Source organism: Photorhabdus heterorhabditis (assembly GCF_001280945.1).
Lineage (GTDB): Bacteria > Pseudomonadota > Gammaproteobacteria > Enterobacterales > Enterobacteriaceae > Photorhabdus > Photorhabdus heterorhabditis.
Window position 1 is genome coordinate 1 of sequence record NZ_LJCS01000027.1, and the last position, 24104, is coordinate 24104.

20 protein-coding genes, 2 tRNA genes, 1 rRNA gene and 1 pseudogene are annotated in these 24104 nt (G+C 41.3%); 12 read left to right on the forward strand and 12 right to left on the reverse strand.

The genetic code is table 11. From position 1 onward, the window contains the following. Positions 1-4 precede the first annotated feature (4 nt). The 4 genes and pseudogenes from rrf to AM629_RS10930 form a co-directional block, all read left to right on the forward strand. A 5S ribosomal RNA gene (gene rrf / locus AM629_RS10915) occupies positions 5-120 on the forward strand. A 50-nt stretch (positions 121-170) separates the two neighbouring features. Next, positions 171-247 (forward strand) — tRNA-Asp (locus AM629_RS10920). A gap of 8 nt (positions 248-255) precedes the next feature. Then, positions 256-331 (forward strand) — tRNA-Trp (locus AM629_RS10925). 223 nt (positions 332-554) lie between these two features. Next, positions 555-915 (forward strand): annotated as a pseudogene (locus tag AM629_RS10930) (IS630 family transposase); the annotation flags it as partial. Between the two features lie 940 nt (positions 916-1855). On the opposite strand, the gene hdfR reads toward AM629_RS10930, so the two are convergent. Beyond that, positions 1856-2692, reverse strand: coding sequence for an HTH-type transcriptional regulator HdfR (gene hdfR, locus AM629_RS10935; RefSeq protein WP_054478870.1), 837 nt, complete (start codon positions 2690-2692; stop codon positions 1856-1858). A gap of 125 nt (positions 2693-2817) precedes the next feature. Here hdfR and AM629_RS10940 point away from each other — a divergent pair, with 125 nt between their 5' ends. Continuing rightward, entirely contained in the window at positions 2818-3156 is a 339-nt protein-coding gene (locus AM629_RS10940) for a MaoP family protein (protein ID WP_054478872.1), read from the forward strand. 47 nt (positions 3157-3203) lie between these two features. Here AM629_RS10940 and AM629_RS10945 read toward each other — a convergent pair whose 3' ends face one another. After that, positions 3204-4727 carry a YifB family Mg chelatase-like AAA ATPase gene (locus AM629_RS10945; RefSeq protein ID WP_054478874.1) on the reverse strand — a complete coding sequence of 508 codons (1524 nt, stop codon included), beginning with the start codon at positions 4725-4727 and terminating at the stop codon, positions 3204-3206. 638 nt (positions 4728-5365) lie between these two features. On the opposite strand from AM629_RS10945, the gene ilvL reads away from it, so the two are divergent. From ilvL to ilvA, 6 genes are all read left to right on the forward strand, one after another. Then, positions 5366-5464, forward strand: coding sequence for an ilv operon leader peptide (gene ilvL, locus AM629_RS22215; RefSeq protein WP_072161874.1), 99 nt, complete (start codon positions 5366-5368; stop codon positions 5462-5464). Between the two features lie 139 nt (positions 5465-5603). After that, positions 5604-7250 (forward strand): acetolactate synthase 2 catalytic subunit, encoded by a 1647-nt coding sequence (ilvG, locus tag AM629_RS10950; RefSeq protein WP_054478876.1) that lies wholly within the window; start codon positions 5604-5606, stop codon positions 7248-7250. After that, positions 7247-7504: an acetolactate synthase 2 small subunit gene (gene ilvM / locus AM629_RS10955; RefSeq protein ID WP_054478877.1), complete on the forward strand. Its 258-nt coding sequence runs from the start codon at positions 7247-7249 to the stop codon at positions 7502-7504. Before ilvG ends, ilvM begins: the two co-directional genes overlap by 4 nt. A 24-nt stretch (positions 7505-7528) precedes the next feature. After that, positions 7529-8455 (forward strand): branched-chain-amino-acid transaminase, encoded by a 927-nt coding sequence (ilvE, locus tag AM629_RS10960; RefSeq protein ID WP_054478879.1) that lies wholly within the window; start codon positions 7529-7531, stop codon positions 8453-8455. 71 nt (positions 8456-8526) lie between these two features. Beyond that, entirely contained in the window at positions 8527-10377 is a 1851-nt protein-coding gene (gene ilvD / locus AM629_RS10965) for a dihydroxy-acid dehydratase (protein ID WP_054478880.1), read from the forward strand. Positions 10378-10381: 4 nt separating this feature from the next. Beyond that, on the forward strand, positions 10382-11956 hold the full coding sequence (gene ilvA / locus AM629_RS10970) for a threonine ammonia-lyase, biosynthetic (RefSeq protein ID WP_054478882.1): 1575 nt from the start codon (positions 10382-10384) through the stop codon (positions 11954-11956). 114 nt (positions 11957-12070) lie between these two features. On the opposite strand, the gene AM629_RS10975 is transcribed toward ilvA, so the two are convergent. From AM629_RS10975 to AM629_RS11015, 9 genes are all read right to left on the reverse strand, one after another. Beyond that, on the reverse strand, positions 12071-13588 hold the full coding sequence (locus tag AM629_RS10975) for a DHA2 family efflux MFS transporter permease subunit (RefSeq protein ID WP_054478883.1): 1518 nt from the start codon (positions 13586-13588) through the stop codon (positions 12071-12073). A gap of 7 nt (positions 13589-13595) precedes the next feature. Next, entirely contained in the window at positions 13596-14768 is a 1173-nt protein-coding gene (gene emrA / locus AM629_RS10980; RefSeq protein ID WP_054478885.1) for a multidrug efflux MFS transporter periplasmic adaptor subunit EmrA, read from the reverse strand. Between the two features lie 329 nt (positions 14769-15097). Continuing rightward, positions 15098-15841, reverse strand: coding sequence for a 3-oxoacyl-ACP reductase FabG (gene fabG, locus AM629_RS10985; RefSeq protein WP_054478887.1), 744 nt, complete (start codon positions 15839-15841; stop codon positions 15098-15100). A gap of 55 nt (positions 15842-15896) precedes the next feature. Then, complete coding sequence (locus AM629_RS10990; RefSeq protein WP_054478889.1) at positions 15897-16715, reverse strand: MaoC/PaaZ C-terminal domain-containing protein; 819 nt, start codon at positions 16713-16715, stop codon at positions 15897-15899. After that, positions 16712-17977, reverse strand: coding sequence for a beta-ketoacyl-[acyl-carrier-protein] synthase family protein (locus tag AM629_RS10995; protein WP_054478891.1), 1266 nt, complete (start codon positions 17975-17977; stop codon positions 16712-16714). Before AM629_RS10995 ends, AM629_RS10990 begins: the two co-directional genes overlap by 4 nt. Positions 17978-18131: 154 nt before the next feature. Continuing rightward, complete coding sequence (locus AM629_RS11000) at positions 18132-18368, reverse strand: acyl carrier protein (protein WP_054478893.1); 237 nt, start codon at positions 18366-18368, stop codon at positions 18132-18134. A gap of 122 nt (positions 18369-18490) precedes the next feature. Further along, complete coding sequence (locus AM629_RS11005) at positions 18491-19675, reverse strand: cysteine desulfurase family protein (protein WP_054478894.1); 1185 nt, start codon at positions 19673-19675, stop codon at positions 18491-18493. Next, positions 19672-20028: an iron-sulfur cluster assembly scaffold protein gene (locus AM629_RS11010; protein WP_054478896.1), complete on the reverse strand. Its 357-nt coding sequence runs from the start codon at positions 20026-20028 to the stop codon at positions 19672-19674. The genes AM629_RS11005 and AM629_RS11010 overlap by 4 nt, the downstream gene beginning before the upstream one ends. Before the next feature lie 25 nt (positions 20029-20053). Continuing rightward, positions 20054-21232 (reverse strand): LuxE/PaaK family acyltransferase, encoded by a 1179-nt coding sequence (locus AM629_RS11015; protein ID WP_054478897.1) that lies wholly within the window; start codon positions 21230-21232, stop codon positions 20054-20056. Positions 21233-21620: 388 nt separating this feature from the next. On the opposite strand from AM629_RS11015, the gene AM629_RS11020 reads away from it, so the two are divergent. Next, complete coding sequence (locus tag AM629_RS11020) at positions 21621-22706, forward strand: flavin-containing monooxygenase (RefSeq protein WP_054478899.1); 1086 nt, start codon at positions 21621-21623, stop codon at positions 22704-22706. A gap of 230 nt (positions 22707-22936) precedes the next feature. On the opposite strand, the gene AM629_RS11025 is transcribed toward AM629_RS11020, so the two are convergent. Further along, positions 22937-23773 carry an AraC family transcriptional regulator gene (locus tag AM629_RS11025; RefSeq protein ID WP_054478900.1) on the reverse strand — a complete coding sequence of 279 codons (837 nt, stop codon included), beginning with the start codon at positions 23771-23773 and terminating at the stop codon, positions 22937-22939. Between the last annotated feature and the right edge of the window lie 331 nt (positions 23774-24104).

Below are 24104 nucleotides of genomic sequence, written 5' to 3' on the forward strand. Positions count from 1 at the left end.
TATGCCTGGCGGCGATAGCGCGGTGGTCCCACCTGACCCCATGCCGAACTCAGCAGTGAAACGCCGTAGCGCCGATGGTAGTGTGGGGTCTCCCCATGCGAGAGTAGGACACTGCCAGGCTTTAAATTAAAGTTTTATGTTGTAGCGACATAGGACACAAGGAATTCGGTGGTGCGGTAGTTCAGTTGGTTAGAATACCGGCCTGTCACGCCGGGGGTCGCGGGTTCGAGCCCCGTCCGCACCGCCACCTAATTTAGGGGCGTAGTTCAATTGGTAGAGCACCGGTCTCCAAAACCGGGTGTTGGGAGTTCGAGTCTCTCCGCCCCTGCCAATTACAAACTAAGTAATAACGAAAGTAGTTCCTGATATTGATAACCCAGCTATTTAGCTGGGTTTTTTCTTATGTGTGCTAAATAAATTTTCAAAATTGTAGATCTCTAGAAGGGAATTCAGTCCGATTTTTGCGATCTGATCAATCGCAAAAAATCACAAACCCTAACACGGACTGAGTTATGCCAATCATAGCACCTATACCTTAAGATGAATGCCAGAAAATGAGAAAACTTATCCATAAAACCCGTGATAAGAACTATTCCCGTTGATTAACGGAGTTATTGATGCTCAATGAGGGATTAACGGTGACTTATGTCGCCAAAACTCTTCGTGCCGCACGCTTTTCCATCAATCGTTGGGTTGAGTGGTTTAAATTATATGGACTCGAAGGAGCCAAAAGTTTACCGGCTGTCTGGGATCTCACGCCTCTTTATAACCTATTAGCAATCCCTTCAGGAGTTAGGTTATCTTCGCTCTCGTTGGAGCCTTGAGATCATGACTCATACCCTCAATGAATGACTCAACATCTCTCTGACACAAAATGTACTCTATCGTTACTTTGCTCAAGTGGGGGCTTGGAGATAAAAGTCCTCTGTATACTTATTACTTCAAGTCTGTGAGGATTATAATGGCTATGATACGAAATACGCTATTTGTTTGCTGTACGATCTCCCACTCGCTATTAAGCTTGCGGCAATTGGGTTTACTCGAGGCACAGTATGTGGATTGACATCACATAACGCAGAAAATCTAGATTCATAACGTAATTTCTTATTATCTGAATGGATAATGACTCTTTCCTACATCTGACGCCGGTTTACCTCTATTCTGTTATCCAGGCGATATTGGGTGTTACCGTATAATGATGTTGACTGTTAGTCATCATTTTATATCGTGGCTGATTAGTGGTTTTCAACTCGGTCAGCTTCATTAGCCTACTGATACGGACTTTACCATGAAAATGCGGCTCAATTGTACAAATCACTTTGCAAACATCGGATACTGTAGGTCCCCTGAAGCTGAATTATCCGCTGGTTAATCACTTCATTCTGCTATTGAGCTGACAAGGCAAGCAACTATATCACTCGGATAACCCCTGCATGCTGTCCTTGAGTAACAGTTAGATCTGATTAACTAAATGGAGAGCTGATAATTGAGAAACTATGACATTTTTCAGAGGCTTTCCTGTGTAAAGAACGCAGTCCTTTTTTCAGGATAATGTTATTTACTTTCCAGCTTGACTATTTTGGTTTTAAGGCACGACGGTTCTCCAGTTGTAGAGTTGTATTCTCTTTGATATCGGTTTCTTGCGCCATGTGGGCACGGATTCGCTTCTTTCGAGTAACCGAGCGACAGCTTTGCGTTTGAACTCTAGAGCATATTGTTGTCTTATCATGTGCCTTCCTCGCCTTTGTTGATTGATCTGAAAATAAGGTGGGTACTAAATCAAGAACAGTAAGAATAGAGCAAATACATATTTGTTCATCGAATAAAAGTGGATTTATTTTGCATAAAATGTTCCTTAACCTCTTATTGAGGTATTTATGACAGCTATTTTTAATAGCTGCTGAATGAAGGCTTGCTGATCATTTTTTTGTAACCATATAGCGTATAATGGGCGTTCAATCAGCTCAGTATTTGGGTAAGAAACAAGTTCTGAATACTCATTTTGCCAGTGTAGTGGTAAGAAGGCGGCCCCTCTTACACTATCGAGTAGTTGACGGGCTATATGTGCTGAAGTGGTTGTGATGATAGGTAACTGCTCACTTTTTAAAATCTGTTGCTCCTGATGATGGAAATCAGCTCCCCATTCTAGTTTGATGTAATTTTTAACTTGGTATTTCAGATTTTCTTCCGTCGTTAATAATTTCAGGCGAATATTCCCTAACAATAGGCTCTGGAATTCATCCATTTTAGGTGGTTCAGTGGTTATTAAAAGATCTAATTCACGTGAATGAAGTTGTTTAATAAGGGATTGCCGTGTAGAAACCCGGGATTCCAATCTTAGTCCCTGATGTTTTTTATAGAAATCCTGTAGCCAGGGTGTTAAATAAGCTTCCCATAGTGATGCAGTAGCGCCAATTGTTAATTCAGTATGCTGAGATGCATGTGTTATCTCTTTTTTAGCCAACTGCCAGGTATTCATCAGTGATTCTGCATAGGGAACAAGTCGCTCGCCAGCAGCTGTAAGGCGGATGTTATTACGATGACGAGTAAAAAGATTAGCACCTAATTGATTTTCTAATTGGCGTATGCGAAAGCTGACTGCTGACTGTGTCAAGTACAGTGATTCGGCTGCACGGCCAAAGTGACGAGTTTTACTGACCTCCAGAAAGGTTTTCAGTAATTCAGTGTCCACGTATATCTCCAATAATTTTTATCGTTAAGATTTAAATTTTTTGTTTTACAGAATGCCGGGCCTATCTAATACTCCGCGCCATAATTGGCATGATAGTAACAGTACTAGAATTAGGAGTGTGTCAGATGGCTGAAAGCTTCATCACGACTAATCGTTTTTTTGATAACAAACATTATCCTCGCGGGTTTTCCCGTCATGGCGATTTCACCATTAAAGAGGCGCAATTGCTAGAGCGCCATGGCTATGCGTTTAATGAGTTAGATCTCGGTAAACGCGAGCCTCAAACAGAAATAGAAAAACTGTTTGTTGCTGTTTGCCGGGGTGAACGTCAGCCTGTGACAATGGAAGAAAAGGTTTGGACTAAGTATCTTACAAGGATTAGTCGTCCAAAGCGTTTTCATACTCTTTCAGGTGGTAAGCCTCAGGTTGATTCTTCTGATGACTATACCGACACTGATGATTAATATCATCACAAGTTATAAATACAGGGGGCTTTGCCCCTTTTTTATTTTTAACTTGATTGCTTTTGTAACTGTATTAATAGTCTGTCCATACTACGGTAGCTTAAGGCTTCCATGATATGCGGTTTTTCTATCTCTTTTTTTTCTTCTAAGTCAGCAAGTGTCCGGGATGTTTTGAGAATTCGGTGCCATGCTCGAATTGAAAGCCCAAGTTTTACGAGTGTTTCTTCTAGAAATACCGCATCATTGGGTTTGAGTTTACAAAATGATTCTGTTTCTTTACTGTTCAGGCGTGCATTAATTTTACCACAACGTTTCAGTTGTATTTCCCGTGCTGTCAGTACTCTTAATTTTACATCTTTGCTGCTTTCGCTTAATCTCACTGGGCTACTCAATGTGCCAATGGGTAATAAAGGAACCTCAATTGAGAGATCAAAACGATCTAAAAAAGGTCCGGATAGTTTTGCCAGGTATCGAAGGATTTGCTGAGGATTACTCCGATTGTGAATTCCTTGATGGTAGCCTGTAGGACTGGGATTCATTGCTGCTATCAATTGAACCTGTGCAGGAAAACAAACTTTTGCTCTAGCTCGGGATATGATGATTTCCCCTGATTCCAATGGTTCCCGGAGAGCATCAAGGACTCTGCGTTCAAATTCTGGTAGTTCATCTAGAAACAGCACCCCATTGTGAGCAAGCGAAATTTCACCGGGTTTAGGAAGTCCACCCCCGCCAACTAGTGCTGCCATTGAAGAGCTGTGATGAGGCGCTCTGAATGGGCGTATATGCCATTGTTCAGGTGGAAGGTAGGTGTCCATTAAGCTATTGATAGCGGCAACCTCAAGGGCTTCTTTGTTTGTTAATGGCGGCAATAAACTACACAGGCGGCTTGCTAGCATTGTTTTTCCTGTCCCCGGTGGGCCAAGTAGTAGAAGATTATGTCCACCTGCTGCTGCGACTTCTAGTGTGCGTTTTGCTTGTTCTTGACCAATAATATCCTGTAGATCTGGTTGTGATTGTTCTGTTGAGAATTCATGTCGGACCGGTGCTGTCAGTAGTTGTTTTTCTCCCTGAAGAAAGTGGCAGATGTGTAAGAGGTGTTTTGCCATTAAGGTCTCATTCTGAGATAAGATTGCCAGCTCAGCTTCATTTTCTATCGATAAAATAAGTTGCCTTCCTTCTTCTCTTGAGCTGAGTGCCGCTGGAATTGCGCCAGTGATTTTCCGCAAACTTCCTGATAGAGCGAGTTCACCAAGAAATTCGTAATGATTCAGTTTATTGGCTGGTATCTGTTCTGAAGCTGCCAGAATAGCGATAGCGATTGGCAAATCATAACGACCACCTTCTTTGGGCAGATCTGCTGGTGCAAGATTGACTGTGATTCTTTTCGCTGGATAAGTAAATCCGCTGTTGATCAACGCGCTTCTGACACGATCTCTGGCTTCTTTGACAGCTGTTTCAGGCAAGCCGACCAGAGTTAATCCAGGTAAACCATTACTAATATGTGCTTCAACAGTAACAATGGGTGCCTGAATACCAATAGTCGCTCTGGTATAAATAACAGAGAGGGCCATTCTATTCTCCTTCATAATAAAGCGTATATGATGGCCTGAAATTAGATAATAAATAGTGTCCTGTTATTTTTTTGCGAGATGGCTCTGAGAAATATTTTGCGAAGTGGTTCTAAAGTTCTTCTTCATAAAATGATTTGTGATTTTTTATTAAGATATTGATTTTAATCTATTTATTAATTTGTGGTGTTAATCATGATGTTTATTGTTTTTATATTCTTCTTATAAGTTTTAAATAGCGCTCTGAGACTGATTTTTTAGTGAAATAGCATATTTAAACTTTTAGTTAATATATTATTTCGGTAAATAAAATTGGTGTTTTATGTAATTCGATTTTATTAATAATTATAAATTTTTGTTACTCAGGTGATTAATAATCAGATATTGATCTGATAACAGTTTAATAATTTGATTCTCTGATTTATTTCTTATGGATTATTTCGTTCTTATCTAAAATTAGTTGGTTTTTATCACTTAAGGATGATTTTTTTTGGGTAAATAATTCGGGGTTTAATTATTGTGTTGAAAACAAAGGATATTTTTTAATATGAAGTAAAAAAATAAAATAAAAGTTGTTTAGTTATGAAGAACATGGTAACTCTTAAATATACGTAAAACAAACGAGTTAAACGATCAGAATTATGAACGCATTCGTCCAAGTGATTAGCCTAGTTATCGTCAGCGTGGTGGTGATTATTATCCCACCGTGCGGGGCTGCACTTGGACGAAGACAGGCTTAGACGAACAGCCAGATCTCTCGAAGACCCCCGCACCGAAAGGCGCGGGGGTTTTTTTTCGGCAGGTGGAAATCAAGCAGAGGCAAAAACATACAACAGAACAAAATTTTGTCTCACAGAGTAAACACAGGGGATATGAAAAATGAATGGGGCACAGTGGGTTGTAAAGGCATTACAAACGCAGGGAGTTGATAAGGTTTTTGGCTATCCTGGTGGCGCGATTATGCCGGTTTATGATGCTTTGTACGATGGTGGCGTGGAACATTTGCTTTGCCGACATGAACAGGGGGCCGTTATGGCCGCTATCGGCTATGCGAGAGCTAGTGGTAAACCGGGAGTTTGTATCGCTACATCGGGACCGGGAGCAACAAATTTAATCACTGGATTAGCTGATGCGCTGTTAGATTCTGTTCCTATTGTGGCTATCACTGGCCAGGTGAGTTCTGAATTTATTGGAACAGATGCCTTTCAGGAAGTCGATGTTCTAGGTCTTTCCCTTGCTTGCACCAAACATAGTTTCTTAGTGGATTCTCTGGAAAATCTGCCTCAAATTATGGCGAACGCTTTTTCTATTGCAACCAGTGGTCGACCTGGCCCGGTTTTGATTGATATTCCTAAAAATATTCAACTGAAAGAGGGGAGTTTGACACCATATTTAGTTCCTGTTGAGCAAGAGATACTCTGTCCAAAAAGTGAATTAGAACAGGCCAGGAAGATAATTGCCGCTGCGGTAAAACCAGTACTGTATGTTGGTGGTGGAGTAGGTATGTCACAGGCCGTTTCTGTTCTGCGTGATTTTGTCGCAGAAACGGGTATGCCGGTTGTTTCCACATTGAAAGGTTTGGGCGCTGCTGATGCAGAACATCCATATTATCTGGGAATGCTTGGAATGCATGGTACGAAAGCAGCAAACTTGGCGGTTCAGTCATGTGATTTACTGATTGCCGCAGGTGCTCGTTTTGATGATCGCGTGACTGGCAAACTCAACACTTTTGCACCGAATGCAAAAGTTATTCATTTGGATATTGACCCGGCAGAGTTAGATAAATTACGTCAGACTCATGTATCGTTACTCGGAGATTTGAAGGCGTTATTACCTCGTTTACAGCAGCCATTATCAATTATGTCTTGGCAACAAGACGTTCAGCGCATGAAAGTTGAATATTCTTCGTGTTATGACCATCAGAGCGAGAGCATCTACGCACCTTTGTTACTAAAGCAGGTTTCAGATCGCAAAGCGTTAAACACGGTTGTTACCACTGATGTTGGACAGCATCAGATGTGGGCCGCTCAGCATATGACTTTTGACGGACCTGAAAATTTCATTACATCCAGTGGGTTAGGAGCGATGGGGTTGGGTATCCCTGCTGCGATAGGTGCCCAGATTGCTCGACCAGAAGATATGGTGATCTGCGTATCCGGTGATGGTTCTTTCATGATGAATGTTCAGGAGTTGGGGACGATCAAACGCAAGCAGTTACCAGTAAAAATTTTACTGTTGGATAATCAGCGACTGGGAATGGTGAGACAGTGGCAAGAACTGTTTTTTGATAAACGATATAGCGAAACAACATTAACAGATAACCCTGATTTTGTCGCATTAGCGAAAGCGTTTGATATTCCGGGGCAACATATCACAGAGAAATCACAGATTGATGAAGCTCTGGATGCATTGTTCAACAGTAAAGGGCCATATTTACTGCAGGTATCCATTGAAGAATTAGAGAACGTTTGGCCGTTGGTCCCTCCCGGTGCAAGCAATGAAACTATGTTGGAGAAATCATTATGATGCAGCATCAACTTGCAATCCAGGCTCGTTTCTGCCCTGAAATATTAGAGCGTATCTTACGAGTAACGCGGCATCGTGGATTTCAGATATGTTCAATGAATATGGATCAAACAATGGATGGCGATAATGTTAATATCGAACTAATTGTTGCCAGCCAAAGACCTGTTAATTTGTTGTTTTCGCAATTGACTAAATTAGTGGATGTCGCTGGTGTCAAGATCCTGCAACAAAAATCACAACTAATACGTGCATAATTGTAGAAATAAAGGAATAAGAGAATGACTAAGCAATCCGATTATATTTGGTTCAATGGTGAGATGGTTCCTTGGGCAGATGCTAAAGTTCACGTAATGTCCCATGCCTTACATTACGGTACGTCTGTCTTTGAGGGCATTCGTTGCTATGACTCTCATAAAGGGCCTGTTGTTTTCCGCCATCGTGAGCATATGCAGCGTTTACATGATTCTGCAAAGATTTACCGCATGCCACTAAGTCAGAGTGTCGATGAATTGATGGAAGCTTGCCGGGCAACTCTACGTAAAAATAATTTAGTCAGTGCTTATATACGCCCATTGGTTTTTATCGGTGATGTTGGAATGGGGGTTAATCCACCTGCTGGCTATAAAACGGATGTCATAATTGCCGCTTTTCCATGGGGGGCTTATCTCGGAGAAGGGGCGCTGGATCAAGGAATTGATGCTATGGTTTCTTCATGGCACCGTGCAGCGCCAAATACAACGCCAACTGCGGCTAAAGCAGGTGGTAACTATTTGTCTTCTCTGCTGGTGGGGAGTGAAGCTCGTCGTCATGGATATCAAGAAGGTATTGCACTGGATGTTTATGGTTATATCTCTGAAGGTGCCGGTGAAAATCTGTTTGAAGTAAAAAATGGCGTACTGTTTACTCCACCATTCACTTCATCTGCACTGCCGGGGATTACTCGTGATGCCATCATTAAACTAGCGAAAGATTTGGGACTGGAAGTGCGTGAACAAGTACTGTCGCGTGAATCTCTGTATCTGGCTGATGAAGTGTTTATGTCTGGTACTGCGGCTGAAATCACACCAGTTCGTAGTGTTGATGGTATTCAGGTTGGTATTGGTAAATGTGGGCCTATTACTAAGAAAATTCAGAAAGCTTTCTTTGGCTTGTTTAATGGCGAGACAGACGATAAATGGGGTTGGTTAGATCCAATAAGCTCTTAATAGAACTATAAATAATTTACAGGCGGTTCGTTCCCCGCCTGTTTGCTTTGATAACACGGGAGTGAAGAATAATGCCTAAGTATCGTTCTGCTACCACGACCCATGGCCGTAATATGGCCGGGGCTCGCGCTTTATGGCGTGCGACAGGGATGACTGACGCAGATTTCGGTAAGCCGATTATTGCGGTAGTTAACTCATTTACTCAGTTTGTCCCAGGACATGTTCATTTACGGGATTTGGGTAAACTAGTTGCTGAGCAGATTGAAGCATCAGGTGGTGTTGCAAAAGAATTTAATACAATAGCGGTAGATGACGGTATCGCAATGGGGCATGGTGGTATGCTCTATTCTCTGCCATCACGTGAATTGATCGCTGACTCTGTCGAATATATGGTGAATGCTCACTGTGCTGATGCCATGGTGTGTATTTCCAATTGTGACAAAATCACGCCGGGAATGCTGATGGCAGCATTGCGCTTGAATATTCCGGTGATTTTTGTTTCCGGTGGCCCCATGGAAGCGGGTAAAACTAAATTGTCGGATCAGATTATCAAGCTTGATCTGATCGATGCCATGATCCAAGGGGCAAACCCTAATGTCAGTGATGAAGATAGCCAGCAGATTGAGCGCTCTGCTTGCCCAACCTGTGGTTCCTGTTCAGGAATGTTTACTGCTAATTCCATGAATTGTCTGACAGAGGCGCTGGGTCTGTCTCAGCCAGGGAATGGCTCGTTGCTGGCGACTCATGCAGATCGCAAGGCGCTATTTCTCAACGCGGGCAAACGTATTGTTGAGCTGACTAAGCGCTACTATGAGCAAAATGATGACAGTGCTTTGCCCCGTCATATCGCAACGAAAGCCGCATTTGAAAATGCGATGATGCTGGACATTGCAATGGGTGGCTCAACTAATACTGTGCTTCACTTACTGGCTGCGGCGCAGGAAGGGGAAGTTGATTTCACTATGGCAGATATTGACCGTTTGTCTCGTCAGATTCCGCATCTGTGTAAAGTTGCACCAAGCACACAAAAATACCATATGGAAGATGTTCATCGTGCTGGTGGTGTGATCGGTATTTTAGGTGAGTTGGATAGAGCTGGTCTGTTGAATCGTCAGGTTAAAAATGTTTTGGGGTTAGACTTACTACAAACGTTTAATCAGTATGACGTGATGCAGACGGCAGATGAATCGGTGAAGAAAATGTATTCAGCGGGTCCGGCAGGTATTCGTACTACTCAGGCGTTTTCACAGGATTGTCGCTGGCCTTCTTTGGATACAGATCGCGTAGAAGGCTGTATTCGTGACATTGAACATGCATATAGCCAAGATGGTGGCCTTGCGGTTTTATTCGGCAATTTGGCTATGGATGGTTGCATTGTAAAAACCGCAGGGGTTGATGAAGGTAGCCTGACGTTCCGTGGGCCAGCTAAAGTTTATGAAAGCCAAGAAGATGCAGTTGATGCGATTCTTGGTGGAAGAGTCGTTGCTGGTGATGTGGTAGTCATTCGCTATGAAGGACCAAAAGGTGGACCAGGTATGCAGGAGATGTTGTATCCGACGACTTATCTAAAATCTATGGGGTTGGGTAAAAGTTGTGCATTGATTACTGATGGCCGTTTCTCTGGTGGTACATCTGGCTTGTCTATCGGTCATGTTTCTCCAGAAGCGGCTAATGGTGGACTGATAGGTTTGGTTCAAGATGGCGATATTATTGATATTGATATTCCACAGCGGAAAATTCAGCTTGATGTGGATGAAAGTACGCTTGTCGCCCGTAAAGAGGTGGAACTAGTCCGCAGTGATAAAGCGTGGACTCCAAAATCCCGTGAACGTCAGGTATCTTTTGCTTTGCGAGCTTATGCTTCATTGGCGACCAGTGCGGATAAAGGAGCTGTTCGCGATAAATCTAAGTTAGGGGGATAATCGCATGGCTGCATTTCTTCCCTTAACTTCTGCACCAAGCGGTGCAGAATATCTGAAAGCTGCATTAAGTGCTCCTGTTTATGAAGTTGCTCAGGTGACTCCCTTACAGGAAATGAATAAAATTTCGACCCGCTTGGGAAATACTATTTTGGTAAAGCGGGAAGATAGGCAGCCTGTTCACAGTTTCAAGCTCCGTGGTGCTTACACCATGGTTGCGGGTTTGACTGAAGAACAAAAAAAACAGGGTGTGATTACTGCATCTGCGGGTAATCATGCTCAGGGTGTTGCTCTGTCTGCTAATCGCCTGGGAATTAAGTCCCTGATTGTTATGCCGATTGCCACTGCGGATATCAAAGTCGATGCGGTCCGTAGTCTCGGTGGTGAAGTCCTGTTATATGGTGTCAATTTTGATGAAGCTAAAGCCAAAGCAATAGAAATGGCACAGCAGGAAGGCTATACCTTTGTTCCTCCGTTTGATCATCCAGATGTCATTGCAGGTCAGGCGACCCTGGCGATGGAACTTTTGCAACAGGATGTGCATCTGGATCGAATCTTTGTGCCTGTAGGTGGAGGGGGATTGATTGCTGGAGTTTCTGTGTTGATTAAGCAACTGATGCCAGAAATCAAAATTATTGGTGTGGAAGCAGAAGATTCCGCTTGCTTGAAAGAAGCCATGGCAGTTGGGCATCCGGTAGATTTACCAAGGGTAGGTCTGTTTGCCGAAGGTGTTGCAGTTAAGCGTATCGGTGATGAAACTTTTCGTTTGTGTCAGCAATATGTGGACGATGTTATTACGGTAGATAGTGATGCCATTTGTGCTGCAGTAAAAGATCTGTTTGAAGATGTGCGTGCTATTGCGGAGCCATCTGGTGCATTGGCGCTGGCTGGATTGAAAAAGTATGTTCAGCGGCATCAGATCAAAGGTGAGCGGTTGGCGCATATTCTTTCTGGTGCTAACGTAAACTTCCACGGATTACGCTATGTCTCTGAGCGTTGTGAATTGGGTGAACAGCGGGAAGCATTGTTGGCTGTGACTATTCCTGAGCAGAAAGGTAGTTTCTTGCGTTTTTGCCAGAAACTGGGTGATCGGGCGGTAACTGAATTCAATTACCGCTACACGGATGCTGATCCTGAACAGGCTTGTTTTTTCGTTGGTGTCCGCCTGAGCCGTGGTGAAGTGGAGCGACGAGAAATCATTGAAGAATTGCGTGCCGAAGGATATCAGGTTGCAGACCTTTCAGATGATGAGATGGCGAAATTACATGTCCGCTATATGATTGGGGGACGACCATCTACGCCATTGAAAGAGCGTTTGTTTAGTTTTGAATTTCCTGAATCACCGGGTGCTTTGCTGAAATTCCTACAAACTTTGGGAACTTACTGGAATATTACGTTATTCCATTATCGCAATTATGGTACAGATTATGGTCGGGTGTTAGCAGCATTTGAATTTTCAGAAGCAGAAGTGCGTTTTAAACGTCATCTTGATGCATTAGGCTACGCGTATCACGATGAGACGGATACCCCTGCGTTTAAATTCTTTTTAATGTGCCAGATATCAGAAACAGACAGATGCTAGTAAGTGTTTTGACGTGAAAAAGATATATTCTATAGAACAACAAAATAGCACCTTCGGGGTGCTATTTTGAAAAAAGGTTTAGTGTGCACAGAGGTTTCCACCTTTGTTATTGTTTTATTTTTTCTCTCCAATTGTGGGTTTTGCCAGCCAGATAAGAAACAGTAAGATGAGAAAAATAAAGCCAAATAGCCAGTAAAGCTCGTTAGCGGCAATAATCAATCCTTGATTGGTGATTTCGCGCGCCAGAGAGCTGCTAGCTTGAGGCTGTGACATCCCTAACAGCTCCATTTTCTGATAGGCTTGCTGAGCAATGGGATTATGTGGGGTTATCGACTCAGTTAATTGAACGTGATGGACTGCTTCACGGCGGGACCACATGGTAGTGGTAATTGAGATGCCCACGGATGTTGCCAGAGTGCGTAGGAAGTTGAACAGGCTGCCCGCAGAGGCGACTTTAGCGGGTTCGACATCGGACAAAATAATGGCGGCTAGTGGCATTATTAAACAGGCAATAGCAAAGCCTTGAATAAACTGTGGCCAGGCAGCGGTAGCAAAGTCCATTGATAGCTCGAAGGTATAAGCCCGCCAAAAAAAACACAGTGCAAAAACGATAAAGCTGAACATCACCAAATAACGCATATCGATTTTTGAACTAAAACGGCCAATCAGTGGAGCAAGTATTATCGGCACTATCCCTAATGGGGCCATTACCAATCCTGCCCAAGTGGCCGTATAACCGAAGACCATCTGTAATAGTTGGGGCTGTAGAACCAGAGTACCGATGTGGAGTAAGAAGGCCAGACTGATACATAAAGTACCGATAGTAAAATTACGTGATTTAAAGAGTGATAAATCAATGATCGGATCATCATCGGTCAGTTCCCAGATGATCAGGAAAGTAATGGCAATAATCGCGATAATCGCTAAGGCAATAATTTCTGCTGAGTTAAACCAGTCAAGTTCCTTCCCTCTATCGAGTAATAACTGAAAACAGCCGACACCGGTAATCAATAAAATCAGTCCTACGCCATCAATTGGTCTGATCTTTGTTTCAGTTTCCCGATTTTTTAATAGCGCCCAGGTGATAGCGATAACGGCACAGCCGACCGGGACATTGATAAGGAAGATCCATCCCCAATGATAGTTGTCACTGATCCAACCACCGAGTATGGGACCACAAACTGGAGCGACAACGATAGTCATTGACCACATTGCCAGTGCCATATTTCGTTTTAGTGGAGGGTAGTTGTTTAGTAATAAACTTTGTGAAAGGGGCATAATCGGCCCGGCTGAGATACCTTGTAAAATGCGGGAAATAATCAACATTTCCAAGCTATTAGCAATACCGCACAACCAGGAAGTTATCACAAACAAGATCATTGAAATTAAGAAAACACGAACTTCTCCAAACTGTTTAGCTAACCAGCCAGTTAATGGGATAGAAATCGCATTAGCAACAGCAAATGAAGTGATAACCCAGGTACCCTGCGATACCGATGAACCCAAATCTCCGGCAATCGTCGATATTGCGACGTTAGCAATGGTCAGGTCTAATATTTGTAAAAAAGCGGCTAATGCTAAAGCCAGGGTTAGCCAGCCAAGTTTGGCTCCTGATAATGGCTCTTTTAGCATGTTAACCTCACTCATTTTGACTGGTATTAACTTGAATAATTTCGTTAATTAGCCGATCAATTTCTCCTGTGTTGTAAGACAAAACGCTGGTTTCATAAACAATGCCATTGCGAGGTGTGTCGGCAAGCACTAGACCATCTTGATTTCTGGTATCGACAGTGGCATGCATGGATAAACCGATCCGTAAAGGGTGATCAATAAGCTGCTGGGCTTCCAGTTCAACACGGACAGGCAAACGTTGGACCACTTTGATCCAGTTACCGGTGGCGTTTTGTGCGGGTAGTAAAGAAAATGCGCTACCAGTACCCATATCAAGACCTACGATCCGGCCCTGATAAGTAACATCACTACCATAGAAATCGCTAATCAGGGTTACTGGTTGACCAATACGTACATTGGCAAGTTGTACCTCTTTGAAGTTAGCTTCGACCCAAAGTTGATTAGCAGGCACGATAACCATCAGCGGGGCACCGCTTTTTATTTGTGATCCTACCTGAACACTACGGCGTGAAACGTAGCCTGTCACGGGGGCTGTAATTTGGGTGCGCTGTAAGGTTAACCATGTATCACGGAGTTGGGAGGCGGCAAGTTTAATGGCTGGCTGTTGTTCTAATGGGGTATCTATAATTAACGCTTTATTAGCATAGTATTGTTGCCGGGCGACATTTAGCTCAGACTTTGCCATTCGAACGCTATTACGGGCATGAATGAGATTTTCTTTGGCGATAGCGCCTGTTATTCCCAGATGTTCACGTCGTTTCAAATCATCCTGAGCTTGCTGTAGTACAGTTTTTTTTAGCTCAATATTAGCCAGCAACTTTTCATTATCAATGATGGTCTGGTGGGTTTGTCTGACATGATTAGCCAGTGTGTTTTTTGCCCGTTCAAAGGCATGTTCTGCATCAATACTATCTAAACGCAGCAGAATGTCTCCCTGCTGGACGAAGTCGGTATTATCGGCATAGATAGTGGTTACGCTTCCCGTGATTTGTGCCATGACTTGCACTTGATTACCGACAACATAAGCATCATCAGTAGCTTGGTAATGACGCAGTGCAATAAACCAATAGGCAAAGTAACCTAATCCGGCAAAAACAAATAAGAGAGTTGCGAGGATCAGCGCTAACTTACGTTTTGACTTTTTCTCACTAAGTGGAGGTGATTGTATTTCTTCGGCCATGTTCCTCTCCCATAACAGCGATCAAAAATAAATTATTCTTGTTAATGTATTTGTGTTTGATTAAACACCTTGGAGTCGACTTCAAGGTCAAGCTTTATTAGCATTGATAAATTTAAAATTTGTGATATTTAGCACTTAATGCTAAATATATTATTAACATTGAAATTATTTATCATGGTCATTAACATTTATCTGAGATGCCGGTTGTCTATCTGACGATGTGATTTATGACTAATGGCATTGGGTGTCAGTACCCAGAATATTTTTCTGGGTACAAATAACTGTTGGATTATGGATACGAGACCACTGATGCCAGTTGCTTAAACGGATCAGGCAGTCATGCCCCCATCAATAACGAATGTTTGCCCGGTGATGTAACGCCCTCCAGGGCTAAGCAGGAAATTGATTGTCAGGGCAATATCTTCCGCTGACCCTAAACGACCCAGTGGAATATTGGATAATAGTTTTTTCTTATGTGGTGCGGGGATGTGATCTAGCATTTCAGTATCAATCAAGCCTGGAGCAACTGTATTAACGCGAATGTTAAATCGGCCAACTTCAACGGCTAATGAGCGGGTAATGCCGATCATAGCGGCTTTGGTTGCAGCGTAGTTAACTTGCCCTGAATTAGCTTTAAATGCGGTGACTGAACTCATGTGAATAATGCAGCCCTCTCCAGCAGTGAGCATTTCAGGTAGAAATGCGTGATTAACTAAATAAACAGAGGAGAGATTGGTGGAAATCACATTGTGCCACTCTTCTTCTTTCATATTTATCAGTAATGCATCTTGTGTAATTCCTGCGTTATTGATAATTGCATAGGGAGGGCCATATTGTGAGATAAGTTTTGCTGATAGTGTTGCGACTTCTTTAGCATTCGATACGTCACATTGATGGCCTTCACAGCTATAACCTTGTTGCTTAATTTCCTGACAAAGTATTTGAGCTTCACTTGTGCTTGATTTGTAGGTAAAAATCACATGATAATTTTGAGTGGCTAGCATTTTTACTATGCCTTTGCCAATACCACGAGATCCCCCTGAAACAAAAACCCAAGGTATGCTGATATTCATTAATCGATTCCTCTAAATTTATGCCATCCGTCTGCCAATACAGAATTCATCAACCTTAGTTGGTAATCTGTTTTCTTTTTGTTGTTCCCATCAGACTCATTTCAACAACTAAAACGATTTCTCCATTTAGCCAGATCGGAATTTCCAACGTACCGTATAATGAGCCATCAACATCAAAGGTATCCTTGGGTAGGATCGAATATTCGATGCTTGGCATTTCATCTGGGATTTCGCGATTGAGCAGGGCTGGAGAGAAACTCACTGTATGCATAACATGTAAGACGATAAGATCTTTGAGGCATGTTTCATCATGTCTCCCTTGTTTGCCGAAATAGTTTTTAAATTCCGTTGCTAGTGCAGTTTTTGCACTTTGTTGCATAAAGAGATAAAAAATCAGGGCATCCAGAAAGATCCAGAACTCATTGACCCTAGGAAAGGTATTCTTGAATTCAATGGACTTTCTTATTGTTTCTTGTAGGGGAACCTGACATTGTGGTTTTTCCAGAAAGCGGGTTTTTTGCGAAAAATCGAAGCAACTATAATGACCCACTAAAAGTTTTAGGTTTGTTATTTCATCTTGTAGATTAAAAGTAGTTTTCCCATTCAAGTCAATATGCTTAGTTTTAATGCAATAGCAAGCATCCAGGGGCACGGGATTGCGTAAGTTAACGTGCCATTGCCTGCCAATGTTCTCGTTCGGTTGCGATGAATGGTGATATCCACTTTTAAGCGGGATCATTGCCAACATGCCGTGTACTGCAATGCCACCCAATCCAACTTCTCTTGCGATTTTTTCATCAAAATGGATGGGATTGTAGTCTCCGGAGAATTCAGCCCACTGTTTAAGATCTTCTTTGCTAAATTGAACATTCATCTGTCGGCTTTCCTGAAAATAAGCGCACAGTTTGTACCGCCAAATCCATAGTTAACATTTAAAGCAGTATCAATAACTTGGTGAGTTCGGTGGATATTAGGTACGTAATCCAGATCGCATAGCGGATCTGGATTGTTCAAGTGCATAGTTGCGGGAATAGTGGCTGTTTCTATTGCTTTGATACAGAAAATGGATTCAATTGCTCCTGCCCCGGCAATAAGATGGCCGGTGTAGGATTTGGTACTGGAAATAGGAACATGGTAGGCGTGTTCTCCCAGGCTCATTTTTAGAACATCAGTTTCGTTAATATCGTTTAATGGGGTTGATGTCCCATGGGCATTGATATAGTGAATATCTGAAGCGGAGAGTTGGGCTTGTTCCAGTGCCGTTTGAATCGCCATTACTCGTCCTTTGCAATCTGGTGCTGGTGCTGTCATATCAGATGCATCGGAGCAGTTACCATAGCCGATGACTTCTGCCAGTATTTTGGCTCCCCTGGCAACGGCACTGTCATAATCTTCAAGGCATAATACTGCCGCGCCTTCTGACATCACAAAACCACTACGGTCTTTGCTAAATGGGCAACAGGCTTTTTCGACAGATTCCTGTTCCTTACTGAGTGCGCCAAGAATGTCGATGCTCCAAACAATGAAAGGATCTCTGATACTTTCACCGCCACCTGCCAGCATCATTTTAGTGCGTCCGCTTCGAATAAGTTCAAAAGCATCTCCTATTGCCATACTGCCAGTTGCACACGCTGCAACTGGGGTATTCTGATATCCCCGTAAATTCCAATTCATTGAAATAGCTGCCGTGCCCACGCTGTGCATGGACATAATATTTGTCATGGGTGAGGCAATACCTTGGGTAGCATAGGAATGGCTGTTTTCAACGGTTGCATCTTCTCCACCCCAGCCAGTACCAAAAATGACACCTCGTTCAAAAGGTGAATAACTTTCGTCAAGGGCTGCTTTATCGTTACCAAATGCCATTTTGATTGCATCGTCCGCAGCAATCAGCCCAAGTTTGCTGAATCTGGGAAGGTTCTTTAGCAACTTTTTGGAAAATCGTGACACATCAGGGGAAAAAGGTATGTTGCCGAAGAATTTTGCAACAACAGAAGCGTCTGGGTGGGTTTCCTTTTTGTAACCTATACGATAGTTTAGGATTGCATCCCAAATTTCCTGAGTATTTTGCCCAAGAGAACAGATAGAACCATAGCCTGTGATGGCAACGCGGCGGTAGTTAGTTTGAAAATTCATGAAACATTATCTCCAAAAGTAAGTTCCTGGTGACATGCTTTATTTTTTAATACAACCAAATAATGGGATTGGTAGATAAAAGCATCACAAACATAAATGTTAGCTGTGTCGTGATATGCCATAGACAGCTAACATCCAAGTATATTGATAATAATTATTTTGTTGCTTCACTGACGTAATTGACGAAATCGCCGATTGTCGTCGTATTATCTCGCTGGAATTTATCGAAATTCAGTTGAATACCCATTTCTCTTTTTAACGCAACCTGAATGGATACAAAATCTAAGCTTACTAAATGAATGTCATCAAGTAAGGTATCAAGAGTAATGTCCTCTGGTTCGATATCAGTCAATTCAGTAATCTGAGATTGCAGTAATTCAAATAGTTTCATATTAATATCCCGTAAAATCTAAAAAATATTAACGGAGCTTAGGTGCAGGAATATAGGTATCAATAGGTAATAAGTTAATTATTCCTGCTACGCCGTCTTTAAATGTTGTTTTACTGTTATTCCTAAGCGTTTAAAGATTTGCCCGAAATTTTCAGCAAGTTATAAGTTTCCTGTTTGATAGCGTTAGCCAGCATTTCAATATCATTTTGGCTTGTTGTATATCCAAAACTGATACGTACCGCGCTATCAATACGATCATCAGGCAGCCCCATAGCAACCAGAACATGAGAACGTTGCGTTGATTTGTTATTACTACAGGCTGATCCTAAAGATAAGGAGACTCCGTGACATAAATCCAACCTACTGGCCAATGATTCAGCTCGGACCCCAGGGAAACTTAAATTGAGTGTCCAGGGGGCTTGAAACTCTGGGTTTGTACTGCCATTAATCAGATAGTTAACATGATGTTGTTCCAACAGAGATAGCAAGGTTTCTCTGCGTGTTTTGTAGGTATCGAAACGTTCTTTCAACCCGTTCAGAGATTCTTTAGCTGCGGCAGCGAGTCCCGCAAGGCCCAGCGTGTTCTCAGTGCCACTGCGTATTCCTTGTTCTTGTCCTCCGCCGTGTAGTAAAGGATTTAATGGAATGCCTGGTGCATGATAAAGACCACCAATACCTTTAGGACCATTAAATTTATGACCAGAGAAAGATACGGTTGTTATGCCATCAAACGTGTCGCAGCTAAAAGGCAGTTTACCAATAGCCTGTACCGCATCTATGTGCAGATAAACACGGGCCTCTTTTGCCAAAGAGGCGACGGCTTCATAGGGCTGTATCACTCCGGTTTCATTGTTAATTGCCATTAATGTGATCAGGCGTGTTTCTGGCCGCAAGTTTTTCTCAATGCTTTGTACACTTATTCGTCCCTGATTATCAGGATCGATTAGCGTCAACTGAAGTCCGCGTTGCTGGTACCAGAGTAATGGTGCCAGAACAGACGGATGTTCAATGGAAGAGCTAATGACATGATGTGCAGACAGATCCGAGCCGGGAAGTGTCGCTAACAGGCTGGACAACGCTTGGTTATTACTTTCGGTTCCTCCTGATGTAAACAGGATGTGTTCTGGTACCGTGCCCATTAATGACGCCATAGATCTTCTGGCGTCGGTGAGCAAGTTTTTAGCCATGTTGCTTAAGCTGTAGTGACTGGATGGATTAGCAAAAACAGACAAAGCGTCTTTAATCGCCAGCTGCGCTTTAACACTTAGCGGTGTTGTGGCGTTGTAGTCGAAGTATAGGCTTGTCATATTTTTCCCTTTAGCTGCTCGAATAGCTTATGCAGCATATCAAGGCAGTGTTGCTGGGCTGGTTCTAACTCTCCTAATAACGCATCAATGCCGTCAGGTGATAATGCGTTTAGTTCTTCAAGAGTTTTGCCTTTAGCGTGACGACAAAATTGGTTAGACATTGCCAGGGATGCCGTGCATCCCCATGCACGAAAACAGGCATTATCTATCCGCCCCTGGTTATCCAATGTCAGGTCAATATCAACCTTGTCACCACATACAGGGTTGCCTAACGCCAGCTTAATTGTGGGTTTGGATAACTCCCCCTGGCAGTCAGGATTACAAAAATTGTCAATAATGATGCTGTTAAACATAATTCCACCTTGCTATTTATACAGCTTATACAGCGGGGGTAGCCGAGGAATCTTCGTCGTTTGACATTTTTCTCTCAAGATTGACAGCACAACAACCAAATTCTTTAGCGGCAGCAGTGCGCATAACAAACTGAATTCTCTGAGAATTACGCCAGGATTTGTTAGGATCAGTGCGTAAGTAGACCAAATCTTCTGTTAGTAACATACCTGGAGTGGAAACAGAAAGTGGGTCCAGAATCACTAATTGCCCTGTTTCACCATCGGGTAGCTCGCGCGATAAATCATTAGGATCACGGACGGAGAAATGAATATAAGGCGGAATATGCTTATGGTTATATTCATCTTCTATAGCAAGAACGTTTGCCTCAACCAGACCGTACATATCACGTGTCCGGGATGCTGGAATTCCCATCCATTCTTCAATATCTGTATTCAGTTCACCGCGGGAGATCATATCTCCGGTAAAACGTTTCCAGCCGCCCATTGTGATTACCATGCTATCGCGATCTAAAGTGAGCTTGGTATTATTTTCTTTTAGGAACGTGATAAAACGATGGATCATGAATGGAGGGCCAATTAAATGCCGAGTGAATTTGCCTTTCCATTGGATTAATTGATCCAGAGCATCTTCTGGGGAAAACCGATCTTGATTGATCATATAGCGTCGAGTATCTAATAAACCTGTCAGGAAATTAAAGATCTTGACCAACGCCATTTCTGGAATATCTTCTGTTGAAGGGCATAAACATAATCCTGCACCGCCAGATACTTTGAACATGCTGCGATAATTAGAGTAAACAGCCAATACTGTGTGATCCATCGTATCGTGGCAACGACGATAAACACTGGGAACTCCGCTTGTACCCGTTGAACGCATTTCATGTTCGATTTCAGATAACGGCTTGCTTAATAAGCGATGACTTTCGGCTGATTTATAAGTTGCAACAGGTATCAGTGGAATACGAACTAAATCATTATAGTTCTGGATATCTTCTGGTTTAATATTTTGCTTTTCACAGATATCTTTATAGTAAGAATTATTATGGTAATGGAAATGAAAAGCATCTTTAAGTAAACAAGTTTTTAATTCTTGTTGCTCTTCTTTGGACAGCTTATAGAGAAAGTCGACATCTGCTATTAACCATTTCAGCGGATTTCCTCCACGAGACTTTATACCATCATATATATTTTTGATATTTTCCATTTTTGCATCTCCGGTAGAGTAGATGAATTCATCTTTGTTTATTATATGTTATAGCAATAATGCATAAGTTACGTAGGCAAAAAGGATAGTTATTAATTATGTCATTTTATTGAATAAATCGGCTGTATTATTATTGCTGATAACTATATGGACTTATCAATATTGATAAATTAATGATAAGAACAGCTGATTTATTCAAAATATCCACTTTAATACGAATGTGACCAGTTAATTCAAGTAAATTGTTTAATTATCTTTTATATTTTCGTGGAGTTCATTGTTTTTTAATCTATTGAATGGTTTTTTTATAAAAATTTTTATTGTTCTAAAATTGGGATAATGATAAAAAATAAGATACCGATAAATTACGAATTAAAAACGAGTACGCATGGTGAAAATGGACTGTTTAATTGTGGGTGCCGGTCAAGCCGGGTTAAGTTTAGCCGCTATCCTCGCGACTAAGAATATTAATGTCTGCATATTAGAGCGAAATGCGCGTATTGGTGATGTATGGCGTAGGCGCCCTGATAATATGTTATTATTCACTTCACGTGGTATGACCCAGCTTCATGGCCTCCCGTTTCCTGGAATCGAAGATGGATATCCGGATAAAAATGAAGTTGCCGATTACCTCGAACGCTATGCTATACATCATAACCTTAATATACATACTCAAACCGAAGTAGTTGAAGTGACGCATGATAAAAACGGCTACCGTGTTAAAACGAAAGATGGGAAAGTATTTAATGCGCCTTGTCTGGTTAATGCAACGGGTGCTAATCAGTTAGCTGATGTTCCTGCATTTGCTAAGCAACTTTCAGCTGATATACAGCAACTGGCGGCAGATAAATATCAGGAGCCTAGGCAAATTAAAGAAGGTAGTAGAGTCGCTGTCATTGGTGATGGTGCGAGTGGGCGCCAAATTGCGAAAGATTTAGCGGCTACTACGAATGTGACGTTATTTTGCGGTTCTTCTCGTCCTCTCTTACCGAATAGAATAATGGGTAAAGATATCTTTTGGTGGTTGAGTAAAAGTGGTCTGTTGTTTGCTAATTATTATAGTCTGGTAGGAAAAATCATGCGCCGGCGTAATCCTATTCCTTGTGGGGATCTGAAAAATCATCGGTTAGCTGCTTTGGGTGTAAAAATAGCAAATAGATTGGTTGACATAAAAGATAATAAATTATGTGATTTGTCTGGTAATCAATATGAGGCAGATACTGTTATTTGGTGCTTGGGTTATAAAGATAATACAGCATGGTTGACTCTTCCTGGCGCTGCGGATACCAATGGATTTGTTTGTGAAAGTGGTTATGCAGAAGGTGGAAAAACACCTTACCCAGGGTTATTTATCGTCGGGCGGAAATGGCTGAGTAGCCGTGGTTCTGAACTAATATTAGGCGCTTATAAAGATACAAACAGGATAGCTAAATGGGTAGAAAATTATCTGAAAGAGCATGTATCATTAAAATGAATGATTAGTACAGGATAGTGATATTTTACTCTGTATGTTTTATTTGTCATGGATTCGTGACTTATTGGCTGATATTGTTATGAAATTATTTTGAATTCTGTATCATTACTAAAAGTACATAATTTAAATATGTTATTGGTGTAGAATGATACAGAATCTTTAACATACTGGCTCTTGATAATAACAATTATAAATAGGATTTATTTATTTTAAATAACTTATCAAAAATACTATTTATGCATGACATAGGTATTTTGCTTTGGAAAATTTAATCCTGTTAATGTTGATGAAAAATTGAGTTGTTTTTGTTGTGATTTATTCATACAAGCATTTTTTAACTCAGATGGTCTTAATCCATATAGCATCATACAGGTACGACTGAAATGTGCGCTATCGGAAAACCCGCTATTATTGGCTAATAGAGTAAGAGAATCAGATAAATGTATCTCATCAATAGCATGATGTAGGCGTTTCCATAATAGATAGCTACGGAAATTTGTTCCCATTTTTTCTCGAAATAGATGTAAAAATCGACTTTCAGATAAATAAAGTTGGTTTGATATTTCTCGGGAAGAGATACATTTAACCGGCAGTTCAGTGATAAGAGTGGCTGCTTTCATGATCCTTTTATCCTGATAACAATGACAATTTTCTATTTCACCTAAGAGGTTATTTAAGATAAAAATATCTGGAGAGGTTTCTGATTGTAAACAATTAATAAAATAATTTGCTATCAAACTGGATGACTCTTGACTTAAATATATTATATCTGAGTTTCCCATCTGATGTGATAACAAATGGCATAGAGGATTGGCTGGATCTATTAGTAAATTAAAACAGAGTTGTCCTTCTGTGTGTAATTTATGTTTTATATTAGAAGAAATAATAAATCCATGTACTTGTCTGGATTCATTGTCAGTATCAATCCTCATCGGTGAATTATTTGGTGTTACACTTAATTGTATACAAGGGTGGCGATGCCATTCGGTTTTCATATTATAAGAGAAAACTAAATCTTGCAGATGAAACTTATAGAATTTAATAAAATACGGTATTTTATGTAACATGATTTTATCCTTTATTAAATTATTGTGTGTGTTTGAGTTAATTATTTTCTGTGATTACAATAAATTCATGATATTATTTTTTTAATTGAATGCTATTAAATAATTATTATTGGAAACTATATTTTATTGATATTAATAAATGATTATTATGAAATTGAAATTGTTTCCTATGGTATCTTTCAAGAAATAATTTCACTATGGGCAAATATTGTTTTGACATGGCATAGAGAATTTTTCACAGCTATATTTTTAGCTGATGAAATATTCAAAATGCTTTGCTTTTGCTAGTCAATTTTAACAATATTTGAATTTTTCAGTGATAAATAATCAT

Bases quoted from the DNA above. Each gene is read 5' to 3' on its own strand.
- AM629_RS10940 (WP_054478872.1), top strand. From the start codon at position 2,818: ATGGCTGAAAGCTTCATCACGACTAATCGTTTTTTTGATAACAAACAT.
- AM629_RS10945 (WP_054478874.1), bottom strand. From the start codon at position 4,727: ATGGCCCTCTCTGTTATTTATACCAGAGCGACTATTGGTATTCAGGCA.
- ilvL (WP_072161874.1), top strand. From the start codon at position 5,366: ATGAACGCATTCGTCCAAGTGATTAGCCTAGTTATCGTCAGCGTGGTG.
- ilvG (WP_054478876.1), top strand. From the start codon at position 5,604: ATGAATGGGGCACAGTGGGTTGTAAAGGCATTACAAACGCAGGGAGTT.
- ilvM (WP_054478877.1), top strand. From the start codon at position 7,247: ATGATGCAGCATCAACTTGCAATCCAGGCTCGTTTCTGCCCTGAAATA.
- ilvE (WP_054478879.1), top strand. From the start codon at position 7,529: ATGACTAAGCAATCCGATTATATTTGGTTCAATGGTGAGATGGTTCCT.
- ilvD (WP_054478880.1), top strand. From the start codon at position 8,527: ATGCCTAAGTATCGTTCTGCTACCACGACCCATGGCCGTAATATGGCC.
- ilvA (WP_054478882.1), top strand. From the start codon at position 10,382: ATGGCTGCATTTCTTCCCTTAACTTCTGCACCAAGCGGTGCAGAATAT.
- AM629_RS10975 (WP_054478883.1), bottom strand. From the start codon at position 13,588: ATGCTAAAAGAGCCATTATCAGGAGCCAAACTTGGCTGGCTAACCCTG.
- emrA (WP_054478885.1), bottom strand. From the start codon at position 14,768: ATGGCCGAAGAAATACAATCACCTCCACTTAGTGAGAAAAAGTCAAAA.
- fabG (WP_054478887.1), bottom strand. From the start codon at position 15,841: ATGAATATCAGCATACCTTGGGTTTTTGTTTCAGGGGGATCTCGTGGT.
- AM629_RS10990 (WP_054478889.1), bottom strand. From the start codon at position 16,715: ATGAATGTTCAATTTAGCAAAGAAGATCTTAAACAGTGGGCTGAATTC.
- AM629_RS10995 (WP_054478891.1), bottom strand. From the start codon at position 17,977: ATGAATTTTCAAACTAACTACCGCCGCGTTGCCATCACAGGCTATGGT.
- AM629_RS11000 (WP_054478893.1), bottom strand. From the start codon at position 18,368: ATGAAACTATTTGAATTACTGCAATCTCAGATTACTGAATTGACTGAT.
- AM629_RS11005 (WP_054478894.1), bottom strand. From the start codon at position 19,675: ATGACAAGCCTATACTTCGACTACAACGCCACAACACCGCTAAGTGTT.
- AM629_RS11010 (WP_054478896.1), bottom strand. From the start codon at position 20,028: ATGTTTAACAGCATCATTATTGACAATTTTTGTAATCCTGACTGCCAG.
- AM629_RS11015 (WP_054478897.1), bottom strand. From the start codon at position 21,232: ATGGAAAATATCAAAAATATATATGATGGTATAAAGTCTCGTGGAGGA.
- AM629_RS11020 (WP_054478899.1), top strand. From the start codon at position 21,621: ATGGTGAAAATGGACTGTTTAATTGTGGGTGCCGGTCAAGCCGGGTTA.
- AM629_RS11025 (WP_054478900.1), bottom strand. From the start codon at position 23,773: ATGTTACATAAAATACCGTATTTTATTAAATTCTATAAGTTTCATCTG.